This is a genomic window from Cryobacterium sinapicolor (genome assembly GCF_004403465.1).
Classification (GTDB): domain Bacteria; phylum Actinomycetota; class Actinomycetes; order Actinomycetales; family Microbacteriaceae; genus Cryobacterium; species Cryobacterium sinapicolor.
The window spans coordinates 1-12396 of the sequence record NZ_SOGQ01000035.1; the positions used below are offsets into that span (position 1 = coordinate 1).

14 protein-coding genes and 2 pseudogenes are annotated in these 12396 nt (G+C 61.2%); 7 read left to right on the top strand and 9 right to left on the bottom strand.

The annotated features are described in order from the left end of the window. Positions 1-380 (top strand): transposase (locus tag E3T28_RS08010; RefSeq protein WP_174844004.1); only part of this gene is annotated, 380 nt, incomplete at its 5' end. Positions 381-597: 217 nt separating this feature from the next. Here the strand turns inward: E3T28_RS08010 and E3T28_RS08015 are convergent. Then, the gene (locus E3T28_RS08015) at positions 598-966 is read right to left on the bottom strand and encodes a hypothetical protein (RefSeq protein WP_134429586.1); all 369 of its coding nucleotides are present in this window, start codon (positions 964-966) and stop codon (positions 598-600) included. A gap of 64 nt (positions 967-1030) precedes the next feature. Between E3T28_RS08015 and E3T28_RS08020 the strand changes: the two genes are divergently transcribed. Further along, entirely contained in the window at positions 1031-2128 is a 1098-nt protein-coding gene (locus E3T28_RS08020) for an ATP-binding protein (RefSeq protein ID WP_134429588.1), read from the top strand. Between the two features lie 321 nt (positions 2129-2449). Here the strand turns inward: E3T28_RS08020 and E3T28_RS17150 are convergent. The 3 genes and pseudogenes from E3T28_RS17150 to E3T28_RS08035 form a co-directional block, all read right to left on the bottom strand. Continuing rightward, positions 2450-3451, bottom strand: a pseudogene (locus E3T28_RS17150) (IS1380 family transposase); the annotation flags it as partial. Between the two features lie 293 nt (positions 3452-3744). Beyond that, complete coding sequence (locus tag E3T28_RS08030; protein ID WP_241979237.1) at positions 3745-4773, bottom strand: NAD(P)-dependent alcohol dehydrogenase; 1029 nt, start codon at positions 4771-4773, stop codon at positions 3745-3747. A gap of 317 nt (positions 4774-5090) precedes the next feature. Further along, positions 5091-5789: a glycosyltransferase gene (locus E3T28_RS08035; RefSeq protein WP_134429590.1), complete on the bottom strand. Its 699-nt coding sequence runs from the start codon at positions 5787-5789 to the stop codon at positions 5091-5093. Here E3T28_RS08035 and E3T28_RS08040 point away from each other — a divergent pair. Continuing rightward, positions 5758-6018, top strand: a complete 261-nt coding sequence (locus tag E3T28_RS08040; RefSeq protein ID WP_134429592.1) for a putative antibiotic biosynthesis monooxygenase — start codon at positions 5758-5760, stop codon at positions 6016-6018. The two genes, E3T28_RS08035 and E3T28_RS08040, sit on opposite strands and share 32 nt — an antisense overlap. Here the strand turns inward: E3T28_RS08040 and E3T28_RS08045 are convergent. Next, positions 6015-6692, bottom strand: a complete 678-nt coding sequence (locus E3T28_RS08045; protein ID WP_134429594.1) for a TetR/AcrR family transcriptional regulator C-terminal domain-containing protein — start codon at positions 6690-6692, stop codon at positions 6015-6017. The genes E3T28_RS08040 and E3T28_RS08045 overlap by 4 nt on opposite strands. 126 nt (positions 6693-6818) lie before the next feature. Between E3T28_RS08045 and E3T28_RS17645 the strand changes: the two genes are divergently transcribed. Then, positions 6819-7262, top strand: a complete 444-nt coding sequence (locus tag E3T28_RS17645; protein WP_134429596.1) for a DMT family transporter — start codon at positions 6819-6821, stop codon at positions 7260-7262. Continuing rightward, positions 7235-7663 (top strand): GNAT family N-acetyltransferase, encoded by a 429-nt coding sequence (locus tag E3T28_RS08055; protein WP_134429598.1) that lies wholly within the window; start codon positions 7235-7237, stop codon positions 7661-7663. The genes E3T28_RS17645 and E3T28_RS08055 overlap by 28 nt, the downstream gene beginning before the upstream one ends. Before the next feature lie 24 nt (positions 7664-7687). On the opposite strand, the gene E3T28_RS08060 is transcribed toward E3T28_RS08055, so the two are convergent. From E3T28_RS08060 to E3T28_RS08075, 4 genes are all read right to left on the bottom strand, one after another. Beyond that, complete coding sequence (locus E3T28_RS08060) at positions 7688-8611, bottom strand: NAD(P)-dependent alcohol dehydrogenase (protein WP_198417171.1); 924 nt, start codon at positions 8609-8611, stop codon at positions 7688-7690. 88 nt (positions 8612-8699) lie between these two features. Next, positions 8700-9995: an ABC transporter permease gene (locus E3T28_RS08065; RefSeq protein ID WP_134429600.1), complete on the bottom strand. Its 1296-nt coding sequence runs from the start codon at positions 9993-9995 to the stop codon at positions 8700-8702. After that, positions 9992-10711 carry an ABC transporter ATP-binding protein gene (locus tag E3T28_RS08070; RefSeq protein ID WP_134429602.1) on the bottom strand — a complete coding sequence of 240 codons (720 nt, stop codon included), beginning with the start codon at positions 10709-10711 and terminating at the stop codon, positions 9992-9994. The genes E3T28_RS08065 and E3T28_RS08070 overlap by 4 nt, the downstream gene beginning before the upstream one ends. Positions 10712-10793: 82 nt before the next feature. Then, positions 10794-11438: a DUF4386 domain-containing protein gene (locus tag E3T28_RS08075; RefSeq protein ID WP_198417172.1), complete on the bottom strand. Its 645-nt coding sequence runs from the start codon at positions 11436-11438 to the stop codon at positions 10794-10796. A 114-nt stretch (positions 11439-11552) separates the two neighbouring features. Between E3T28_RS08075 and E3T28_RS17330 the strand changes: the two genes are divergently transcribed. Together E3T28_RS17330 and E3T28_RS17335 are read left to right on the top strand one after the other, a co-directional pair. Further along, complete coding sequence (locus E3T28_RS17330; RefSeq protein WP_241979238.1) at positions 11553-11840, top strand: TetR family transcriptional regulator; 288 nt, start codon at positions 11553-11555, stop codon at positions 11838-11840. A gap of 15 nt (positions 11841-11855) precedes the next feature. Then, positions 11856-12236: pseudogene (locus E3T28_RS17335) on the top strand (TetR/AcrR family transcriptional regulator C-terminal domain-containing protein); the annotation flags it as partial. Positions 12237-12396: the final 160 nt, after the last annotated feature.

Consider the following 12396-nt stretch of genomic DNA (forward strand, 5'->3'; position numbering starts at 1 on the left):
ACGCCGTCCACGCCCAGTTCGACCGGGTCCTGAACGCACTGGAGGAGAAGCTCCCCGCAGTCGCCACCCACCTCGAGACAGCCCGGGCCGACGTGCTCGCGTTCACCGGGTTCCCGAAGGAGATCTGGCGTCAGCTCTGGTCCAACAACCCCCAGGAACGTCTCAACCGCGAGATCCGCCGCCGCACCGACGTCGTGGGTATCTTCCCCGACCGTGGCTCCCTGAGCCGGCTCGTCGGAGCGGTCCTGGCCGAACAACACGACGAATGGATCGAAGGCCGCCGTTACCTCGGCCTCGACGTCCTCAGCCGCTCACGCCTCACCCTCGTCCCGACCGAGAAGGAGGAACAAACAACCGAACTCGGCGCCCTCAGCGCCTAGAAATCCAAGAATCACGCGGCAAACGCGTTACACCACGCATTTGGACTTGACCCNACTTGACCCGTTACGCATCGGAGTCCCCCCACTCCGACGATTAGCCCCGGTTCTCATACTCGTCTTTTCCCAGGCGATGCAACCGGGGCTTTTTCGTTCGATATCGGCAACGCCCCTGCCACCCGTACTGTCTCCTCGACCCCTACTCGGTGCCCTAGCTGAGTTACGCGTCGGGGTCGTGGCCGAGCATTTTGAGCAGTTCTCGGAGGGAATGCGCTACTTGCTCGTCCCCGTGCTCATGGAAAAGTGGTGTCAGCTCGTGCAGGCTGGTGTCGTCGAGTTTGTGGAGCATGTCAACCGTTTCGAGGATGAACGCCTCGACGTCAGCGGGTGTTTTCCCGTGCCATGCGTCGCTCCGTGAACTCAATGCGTTCCATCCAATCCATTGGTTCTTTAGAGTCTGCCGAGTTTCGTCCCGGCCCTGCATCACGCGCCAACCCAGGGTGATCCCGCCAGCACAAGGTCCACGTACACGCGGGATCGATTGCCTGGTGGCAGGAATGCCGGCGCGGGCAGGTATGGTGGTGCTCAAGCTCACAAGACTCACAGATACAACAAGACGCACAAGACTCACACACACTCACAAGGGATCCACCATGGAGAACCCATTCCGGCCTTCAGCCGGAGCGACACCACCCGAGATCATCGGCCGTGCCGGCCTTCTCGACGAGTTCGCCTACGGCCTACGCCTGGGATCCGGGGCGCCGGGGCTCCTCACCATTTTCACCGGTGCCCGTGGCATCGGTAAGACCGTCATGCTCGGTGCTGCCCACGACCTGGCCCGAGAGAACGGATGGGCCGTGATCTCCGAGACGGCCACCGGTGGCTTCATGGGCAGGATCGGTGAATCCATGCGCCAACTGGCCGAAGAACTCGGCAACGGGCCGCAAGGACGCAAGATCATCGGTGTCTCCGCTGCCGGCTTCAGCCTCACGACCGAGCTCCCGCCCGAACGCCAGGTCGCCTGGCGCAACCTCGCCGAAGAAGTCCTCCGGCTCCTCCAGAGCCGTGGCACCGGCCTGGTCATCACCGTGGACGAAATCCACGCCGCTGACCGTGCTGAACTGGCTCAGCTGGCAGCCAGTGTCCAGCACCTGATCCAGGACCGCCTCCCCATCGGGCTGGTCTTCGCTGGTCTACCGGCTGCAGTGTCGGACCTACTCAACGAAGGCGTGGTGACGTTCCTCCGCCGCGCCGACAAGATCGATCTGCATGCCGCCACGGTCAGGGACGTGGAGGCGTCATTCACCGACACGTTCGCGGCAGCGGCATTCAACCTCTCACCAGCCCTCGTCCGGCAAGCCTCCGAAGCCACTGGAGGATACCCATTCCTCATCCAGCTGGTCGGCTACTTCCTCTGGTGGGAAGCCGAAAAAAACGAGGGCACCCTCGATGAAGACGCTGTCGGCCGGGCCATTGATGCCGCACACCGACGCAACGCACGCACCGTGATCGAGGCTGCTCTCTCCACCACCTCACCCAAAGACATGGACTTCTTGCACGCCATGGCCACAGACACGGGGCCATCGTCTACCGGCGACATCGGGCAACGGATGGGTGCCAAGACAAACCTTGTCGCCAACTACCGGACACGGCTCCTGGCCGCCGGCCTCATTGAGTCGGCCGGATACGGCAAAGTCGACTTCGCCATCCCCGGCCTACGCCGCCATCTCAGTTACAAGCCCACGGACTAAGCCACCCAGCGAGCCTCACAACGCGTCCGCAAGACGGCGACCCGCCGGCTTTCCGTGGGCGGCAAAGGACCGGGCGGCAGCGATGACTTTCGGGCCGACTGCGTCGAGCGGCTCAGTACGCAGCAGCGTAGCGGGCGACTGATCACCCAACTCAGGGTTCATGCCCTGGAACCACGCCTGGACCACCTTCGCGCTCTCCCGTTCAATCAGAATGCCAGCCACGTAATAAGAGGTACGTAGCCGCTGGACGACGTCCGCGCCAGGTGCACGCGAACCGTCCGCCCATTCACGGACGGAGCGTGTGTTCGATACCCGGCCCAGGTGTGTATCGAAGAGGGTGGGTTGTCCGGCGCCGGCGAACGGGTTCAGTTCCGGGATCCGCCGGACCACCAGGCGTCCCTCGATGCGTTCGCTGATCATCCTCGAGCTGAATGCGGTGAATGCGATCTCGGCGACGTCGGCGGAGGAAATCCAGGTGCCGGTGGCCTCGTCCCGGATCGCGTCGGTCTAATCAATCTTCGTTCAAGCATCATCAGGGATCGTGGCGATGGCGCGTTTCACGGCCGGATCCATGCGGGCGGTGATGGAGACTTTCGCGCCGGCCCGGTGCGCGGCGGAGACCACGGCGTGGCCATAGAAGGCACTGTCGGCGCGTAACAGGACCAGCCCGGACGCGGTCGCCGAGCGCAACCGTGTCACGGTCGCCAGGACATCGGCCACGAACATTCCCGCCCTGCGCGGGGACCCCGCGGCGCCTTTCCGGAGCCGGGCGCCGATGATGACCGGAGCGGCAAACGTCGTCGAGACGATCCCGATCAACGCGTTCAACCCACGCACTCCGGAGTACCCGTAACCAGCGCCTTGCTAATGGTAGCCGTTGACTTCTTTGATGGTGTCGTCCATATCGACCAGGGCGTAGTCATCGATCCCAGCCACGATCGGCGCGATCTGGGCGACGTTGACTAGCCACCGCCAGGCGACTGCGTCGAGCTGGCGGACGTGGCCGAACGTGAACTCCCGCAGGAACGAGCCCAGTGTTGAGGGGGCGTAAGTGCCCACGAAGAGTTTCTTCATACCCCCGTGGCGGAGCAAGGCCATGTCATCGATGGAGTCGGCGCCGGCGAGCATCCCCGCGACCAACGCGGTGACTTTCAACCCGGCGTTCGCCCCGAAGTATCCCGGCAACGTCAACCACCGGATGGCCAGCTCGCCCAAGCCAGTCGAGGCGGCCAGCATCATCTCGGGGACGAGCCCGGCGGCCGACACGAGATTGGTGTCATCGAAGGACGCTGACAAGACCTTGGATCTATGGAAAACTTGCATCTACGAGATGCCTTTCTTGTCAGTCGAAATGAACCCTAAGTAAGTTCTATTTTTCCTGATCTGGAAGGCATCCTCTGTTTAACGCGCCGTCAACTCCCCAGCCTCACCGGTGGATCGTGGCTAAGGAGCGACCGGTCGGCCTACACATACCGCGAGTCGACGCCCGAGCCGATCGCTCCAAAAACGAAGGCGTAGGTCGGCGCGACCCCACCGCGGGATGTTATACGGCCGAGGCTCTCGGACCGCCTGACCTTTTGATTCGCGGGGTCGAAATCAAGTTTGCATCCCTGAAGTCAAGGTATCGTGACGACGATCTTGCCTTTCGCCTGGCCTTCCTCCAGGCGGCGCATGCCTGAGACCGCATTCGCGAGGCTATAGCTCTGATCCATCACTGGCACGAGCTGGCCCGCGGAGGCGAACTTTGCCAGTGCACGCAAGTTTCGGGCATCCTCGGTCGAGATGAATGCTCGGAGGGTCTGCGTGACGAACGGGTTGAGCATGAGTGCGCGGAGTACGCGATCGGTGCCGCCGAGCCAACGGCCCTTCGCTTCTCCGCCAACGATGACGAGAGTCCCGTGGCTAGAAAGTGCACGTCGTAGTTCACCTAGACTGCTGTTTCCTCCGGTGTCGAGGATAACGTCATACCGGGTCGCTCCATCGGCGAAGTTCTCGTTTTTGTAGTCGATGACATGATCGGCTCCGATTGAGCGGACCATGTCGGCTTTGGCGGCACTACAGACGCCGGTTACGTCGGCGCCCAGGGCCTTCGCGATCTGCACGGCGAAAGTGCCAACGCCACCCGACGCACCCACGACAAGCACCTTGTACCCAGCCTGCACTTTCCCGTGATCACGCAGTCCCTGCAACGCTGCGAGCCCCGAGACTGGAATGGCTGCTGCGTGATTGAAGTCGAAATTGTCGGGCATCAGTGCGATCTTGTCATCACTGCACACACAATACTCCGCGAATGAGCCGGCGCCGATGCCGAACACATTGTCTCCTTCCACGATGTCAGTGACGCTCGCGCCAACGCTGACCACCTGGCCTGCGAGTCCGAATCCGGGCACGCTGCCTTTGGGAGCGCGAAGCGATTTTCTCGCAAGGCGTACCGGGTACGGAAGTCCGGTGACCATGTGAGCAATGCCTGGGTCCACACTTGCTGCACGAACGCGCACCAGCACGTCGTTCTTCCCAATCGAGGGTCGAGGGATTCGTTCAAGGCGCAAAACCTTGCTGGGCACGCCATATCCATCTTGAACGATTGCCATCATCGTGTCGGATTGGGGGGCTGCGGTATGTGCATCTGCCGGTGGTGTATTCATCGTTGCTCTCCTTTGCTCGCGTGCATGTGCGAGCTGACACGCATGGGCTTAATCCATTATCTAAGACACAAAACTTATGCAGTAAGGAGATTATAAATACAACGTAAGGTTGTCAATATGGATGAGTCGAAATCTTAAAGAGTTACGCGACGGAATGGTGTGGCTCGAGCGCGCTTGAATTTCGAGCGTGTGCCTGCTGGGCGTGGAGCCGCGGGTCGAAGAAGTGTCGATCTATACCCATGTGGCGAGCAAGGAGGAGACAGCTGCCGCCATGGGAACCCTCGCGGAATCGAACATCCGGTGACGGAGAGTGCCTGTCAGGCAACAGCCCTATTGCCACCGAGCAGGCCGAGTGCGACGGCGGCGTACTCGGCAATCATGCGGTCACCTCCGAACCCAGTGCGGGCAGCGAGAGCGTGGCTGCGTAGCTCTGTTGGTCGAGTGAGAACGTCGTCCCAGGCCGCGACGATGTCGGCGGGAGCGTGCGTCGTGACGCATCCAATGTCTTGCACCGTCAGCGCAGCGTCGCCGACGTCAGTGGTGACGGGCGTGGCACCTGACGCGGCAACTTCGAGCAAACACAACGGCGACGCCTCGCCGAAAGCACTTGTCAGCACCGCGATGTCGGCAATTTGATAGACCGCGGGCATGTCATCACGGATGCCGAGAGCATGCAGGTTGGTGGAGCTGCTGATGCCCGATTCGTGGGCCAAGGCGCGGAACGCGTCATTCTCCAGCGTCATCCCAGCCCCGCACACGAGATAGTGCGCTTCGGGGCGATCCAGGGGATGCAGGGCCACGGAGCGCAGGAACAGGCCGTGGTCTTTCATCACGTCGAACCTGGCCGCGAAAACGACGACGGGCACGGTTGTTGGAATCCGAGCTCCCGTCGCGTGGTCGCCTGCTCGATTTCTGTGTCGGGCCAGAATCGGTTGGTGTCTGTTCCGTTTCCGATGACGAATCGTCCCGCAGCGGGCGGGAGAAATGTCCACGCCAACCACCGATGCCCGCAGCATCCCGATCAGGCCGCCCACGAAGCACCAACTTGCCCTGATGATCTGGCTGGCCGTGTTCCCGACGCTCACCGCGTTGAATCTCCTGCTCGCCACAGTCTTCGACGGTGTTCCGATCGCGCTCCGCACGTTCATACTCGTCACCACCGCGGTCCCGATAGCGATCTACGGCATCATGCCTCACCTCCACCGCGCCCGCGGACCCTCATCGCGCGCCGGCAGCGCTGATTAACTGGGCCCGGCGCGCATCGACTCGAGGCCATCAAGAATGAGGTCAAGCCCGACCAAGAACTCATCGGAGTAACGGTAGCCCGGCTTGAGTACATGGTCGGCTGTCAGCTCGGCGAGATACGGGTAGTCGCTCGTCGGAAGCTGCGCCAGAAGGATCTCCGCCATCGCGGCGGTCTCCTCCGGCGTGGTGAACGGGAGGCTCTTCTCCTGCATAGCGAACCCGTATATGTAACTGTCGACCGCGGAGAACGCGTGCGCCGCGGCAGCGACGGAGAACCCGCCGTTACGGAACGTGCCGATTACCCGATCGTGATGCCGGAGGGTGGCCGCACCCGGATTCGTGCCGGAGTCCCGCACGGTCGTCGCCCACGGATGCCGAACGAGCACGTCGCGAAACGAGATTGAGCGCTTGCGGATCGCCGTCCTCCAGTCATCGCTGTGCGACGGCAACTCGATCTCGCAGAACACCGTATCCGCCATCCCGTTGATGAGGTCTTCCTTGTTCGCGACATGGTTGTAGACCGACATCGCCTCGACGCTCAGGTCGTCGCCGAGCCGCCGCATGGTGAGGGCATCGAGCCCGCCGGAATCAGCAAGTGCGATCGCCGCTCCGATTACCCGTTCTCGGTTCAGTCGAACCCTGGGCTCCGACGCTGTCTTGCGCAGTGATGCCATTCAACTCTCCTGACTGTGCCTGTTAGCGACACCTTACTACGTACGCATTGCATGCATACTATTGTTATGTACGCTGTAAGCTAAACTTATTGACAAAGTAAATCAGTAGGCCGGTAACAAAGGACGATGAACGAAGAAGATCACGGTGCGAACCGCCATTCCTCGGCTCTGGTTGGGCGGATCCCTGCACCCAACCGACGTCCCCGGGGACACGCGCCCGGCAAGAACGCCCATCGTATTCTCGTTCTTGGGTCTGGTGCCCACGAGGACTTGACCGCCGCGACCGCGCTCACCACCACCGAGGGTCGGGATCTCTGGAAGTACGACGGGATCGTTGTCGCGCTTGGGGTCATCGATTCCATAATGCTCACGTCACCGACGATCAGCATCCTCTGGGCCGCTCTGATCCTCCGCGAACAGCTGACCTGGCAGACCATCATTGGCGGCATTGCCGTCATCTTTTGTGCTGGCATCGCCGTTCGAACACGGCTCAACCGGACCCCTCCCCCTCGCTCCATTCAGCAACCGAAAGACTGTGCCGCATGTACTCACCGGACGATTTCGAATTGATTGCGGGGCCTCCCGCGCTCGACGAATATCTTGGATTACGCAAAGGTGTCGACTTGTCGCAGAAGAGTGCTGAGCAGGGAGAAGCGGCCCTGACCGGCAGCTGGTTCTTCTGCCATGTTCGCGACAGGGAAACGGGTCTTGCCGTGGCCATGGGCAGAATCATCGGAGATGGCGGGTGGTATTTCCATATTGCAGACATGGCGACGTTGCCCGAGTTTCAAGGCCGGGGGCTCGGGCGGAAGGTCATTGACACTCTGGTGGCGCAGATTCGTGACCGAGCCCCGGACAATCCCTACATCACTCTTATCGCTGACCCGCCCGGCTGGCGCTTGTATGAGCAGACCGGCTTCACCGAGATAGATCCCTCACGCGGCATGGAGCTCCCATGGATGCGGTGGTAGCCGGCCTCCTGGCCAGATCCGCTGTCACTGCTCGGCAGCGATTGTGAGGACGGCGCTTCCGCGCTTGTGGCCTGATTCTACTTGGCGGTGGGCATGAGCGGCATCTCCCATGGCATGGGTGCTGCCGATCACAGGAAGGAATCTTCCCGCCTCGGCGAGTTTGCCTATGAAGACGAGGTTCTTCACTATTTGAGCAGGTTTGGCTAACCCTGTGAACACAACGGCTGCTTTCTTCCGACCCATTTTCGATGTCCACAGCATCTGCAGAAGGATGGCAAGCGAGGGCACAGTCGTCAGGTAGATGCCGCCTTGTTTCAAGGCCCGACGGCTCCGCATAAAAGAGCTCCTCGCTACCGCGTCGAAAATGACGTCGTAAGTGTCGTGGTTGTCGGTGAAGTCCTGTGTCACATAGCCGATAACATGTTCGGCTCCTAGCGACGCAACTAGCGTTCGGTTCGCTGAGCTGCATACGGCAGTGACTATGGCGCCATAGTGCTTGGCGAGCTGGATCGCGGCCGTGCCCACCGCGCCGGAAGCACCGTTGATTAGAACGGACTGGCCCGGGCGGAGGTTGGCCGCATCACGAAGGAATGGCAACGCTGTGATCGATCCATCGAAAACGGCGACGGCCTCCTCATCACTAAGGTTGCTCGGCTTCGCCGCGATTACCCCGTCTTCCGGCACGACAATGTACTCCGCGTACGCACCGAAGTTCGTCACGCTGACGCCGGCGACAAGGGCACCGACTCGGAAGTTGGTTACGGAGCGGCCCACCGCTTGAACCTCACCGGAGAAGTTGGTGCCGAGGATGGGCCATTTCGGTTTGCGCAGGCCGAAGTACAAGCGAGCCATCGGTGAGCCCGCCCTCGCCTCGCACATCGCCGCCGTCACCACTGAGGCACTGTTTCGTACACGCACTTCATTGGCGCCGGGGACGGGCTTCGGCACGACTTTGACTTGCAGTTATTCGGGTGGGCCGTAGCTGCTGGAGACGATTGCTTTCATGATCTCGATCCTTGGTTTGTTGCTTGGGGTGCTACTCATACCGGAGTGCGTCAATGGGGTTCTGGCGCGCTGCGCGTCGTGCTGGAAGTGTGCTGGCAAGGAAGGCGATGACCATTACCAGGAGGATGATGCCTGCCACCTGTCCCGGCGCGAACTGCAGCACCTGGAGGCCCTGCAGGTCGGCGAGTACCGTATTGGCCAATACGTTGCTGATGATCGAGCCTGCTCCGATGGCAGCGAGGGCGCCGAGGGCGCTTCCGAGGAACCCTATGAAGATCGCCTCGACGCTGAACAGCGCGTAGACCCTTCCACCACCCATTCCCATGGCTTTCATGAGGCCTATCTCGCGGGTTCGCTCCTGCACGCTCATGAGGAGGGTGTTGATGATGCCGAACGCCGCCGCGAGCAGGGCGATGAGCCCGAACCCGTTGAGCACAGCCACGATGCCGGTGAGGATGGTCTGGAAAACGCCGATCTGGTCGGCCAGTGTCTGCGCGGTGTATCCCTGCGAGGCCAGATCGGCCTTGATGGCCGCCACCTGATCGTCGTTGGAAGTGGGATCGAAGTGGGCGGATGCTAAGAAGTAGCCCCGTTCATAGGCTGTCGGCTCGCCATCGGTCTGCGCGGCGAACAGTTCATTTGTCAGTGCCTGGTTGAGGCGCACTCCCGCGCCGAGGAGCGTTAGGTTTTGCACGCCGGTGACGGTGGCATGAACCTCGTGCATTGCGCCGTCGTAGTTAGCGATGCCGATGGTCACGACCTTCCCGATCGCAGCTTCGGCGGCTCCGAGCCCGAGGGTCTCGAGGTAGGAGGCAGGCAGAAGAATCTGGTTGTTGTCGCTGGGTGTCAGTTGTTCGCCCGCGGCTAAGTCTGCCTTGGTGAGTTCGGCGTTCTCACTGATTGCCACCTGGAACTTGCCTTTGGCGTCATACTCGATGTAACTCGCGGTCAAGCTGACGACCGCATTCACGTCGCGAATACCCCGCGTGTTCCCAATCGCGTCGAGGTCGCTCTCGGTGAGAACGCCAGTTGAGAATCCTGCTTCGGGACTCGGAACACCATCCGCTGTCGCCCGGGTCGGATCGTATCTGAGGGGGCCATCGCCGAGGTCTGGCGCATCCTCGGCGGTTTGTGAAATCGAGAGCACATCGGTTGTGCCGACAGATGCGAGTTGGATGTCGAGGTAGTTTGACACACCGGTGCCGATGGCACTGGTCAGCGTGAGAGTGAAAGCGCCGATGAATATTGCGACCACCGTGAGGGTGGTACGAAGTTTGCTGCGAAAAGTGTTATCCACCGCTGTTCCGATGATGTCGAGTGTTTTCACGCTGCTGCTCCTGCGTTGTCGAGGGAGCCGACTTCGCGCCCGTCACGGATGAATATCTGCCGGTCGCATCGCGCGGCAAGCTCTGGATCGTGGGTGACGATCACAAGCGTGATCCCCTTGTCTTTGTTGAGCGAGAAGAGGATGTCCTCCACCAGCGCCCCGGTCATCGTGTCGAGATTGCCGGTTGGTTCGTCGGCGAAGATTACCTTGGGGTTGTTGACCAGGGCGCGGGCGATAACGACTCGCTGCTTCTGACCCCCCGAGAGGTTCACAGCCATGTTTTTCGCCTTGTCGTCGAGTTCGAGCTGTTGCAGCGCCGCCATACCGCGGGCCTTGCGCTCACCAGCGGCAACGCCGGCAATCGTGAGCGGCAGTACGACGTTATCGAGCACAGTGGCGTTGGGGTTCAAGAAGAACTGCTGGAACACGAACCCGAAATCTTCATTGCGCATCCTGTTCACCTGCTTCACGCTGAGCTCTTTCGCGTCGGTGTCACCGACCATTACTTCCCCTGCGTCCGGGCTGTCCAGCAGGGCCAGCAGATGCATGAGAGTCGACTTACCGGAACCGCTCTTGCCAACGATCGCGATCGACTGGCCCGCATACACCTCCAGCGAGACACCATCGAGGGCATCGAAGCGTGCCGTGCCACGGCCATACGACTTGCGGATGCCGCGGGCCGCGAGCACCGGGCTCGTAATCGTTGTGCTGTTCATTGCTGTTACTCCTCGAATGAGATGGCGTTGTGAAGCGCTTCGGTCGGCAATCTGAGTGGTCCCGACCGAAGCGCCTGATTTGTTAGTTGGTGAGGCGGCGGCCCTTGATGAGCAGCCAGAAGATCAGCACTACCTCGCCGACGAAGAGGTATTGGCCGAGGAAGGCGGTGAAGTCGGGGATGATCACGAGACCGAAGCCGTCGACGGCGTAGCCGATGCCGGCGAGGATGAGCAGAATGCCGAAGACCTTCGCCATGAAGCCGGACCGGAACGCGAGGTAGCCGATGAGCAGGAGGTGGAAGCTGAAGAGAATGAGTCCGATGTTCCAGATCGTGTAGAACCCCTCGATCGCCCGCAATGCTGCGACGGGTTCGGCCAGAAGTGACACGGCGATGGGAAGCTGCAGGATCGCAACGAGGAATACGGCGCTGTAGGCGAGCCGGAACCAGGCGGCCATTCTCGAGAGGCTTTGGTTCACCGGCGCAAACAGGGCGTGTAGGGCGCTTGCCGCGATGACGTCGAGCACGATGACCAGAATCAGGCTGGCGATTCCGAGCCGGAACATCAGTTCAGAGCCGAGAATGGCCGCCGCCGTCGCCTCCGCGTTTCCGGGGGTGATGGATGGCTGGATTGCGCCGAAGACGCCGAAGCCGGACAGTACGGCCATCAACGTCAGAGCGAGGCCGGCGACCAGGCTGGCCGACCGCTGTGACTTGGCGGTGTCCACGGATCGGACTGGCGTGTGACTGGAGCTGTTCAATAGGGCGTTCATTGTATCCTCTTCCTTATGCTGTAAGCTTATCTAGTAAGGATATTATCCTTACACAGTAAGGTCGTCAATATGAAAGAGTCTAAGGCTTCGAGAGCGACGAAGCGGGATGGTGTCACCAGGGAGCGCTTGAATCGCGAGCGGGTACTGACGGCTGCCATTGAGCTCGCGGACAGGGATGGCCTCGACTCGCTCACGATGCGGCGGCTGGGCGAGGAACTTGGCGTCGAAGCAATGTCGATCTACGCGCATGTGGCGAACAAGGACGACCTCCTCACAGGAATGGTGGACACTGTCTTCGCCGGTATCGAGCTACCGTGCCTCAGCGACGACTGGAGGACCGCGATCCGCAGGCGCTAGGTTTCGTTCCGAGATGCGTTGTCGCGTCATCCCTGGGCGACATCCGTGAAAGATTCGGGGACTTCCCCTGGCCCCGCCACTCTGCGGCGCCTGGACATGGCACTTGGCACCCTGCGCAACGGCGGATTGTCACTCGCGCTCACCGCACACGCAATTTCGGCGATCGACAGCTACGTGTACGGCTTTTCCATGAGGGAGAAGTCCCTGCCGTTCAAGACGGAGGAAGAGACGGCGATCATGGCGCAGATCCTGCTTGACGAATTGCCCACGGCCGAGTACCCCTATCTCGCGGAACTGACCGCGAATCAGGTGCTGCAGCCCGGATACCACTATGCGAACGAGTTTGAGTTCGGCCTCGATTTGATGCTTGACGCAATCGCACGGGAGCGAGAATAGCAATCGAAGAACTCTCGGGCCTGCTCTTCACACTCGATCCGCAAGCGGTCGAGGGTCACGTCCCTGTGAGTGGTGTGGTTTCCCGCTCTTGAGTGTTGCTTCGTCAACGTAAAGAGCCACCGTGGGATGGTCAGTGAGTACCGACTAAAGCAACTCACAA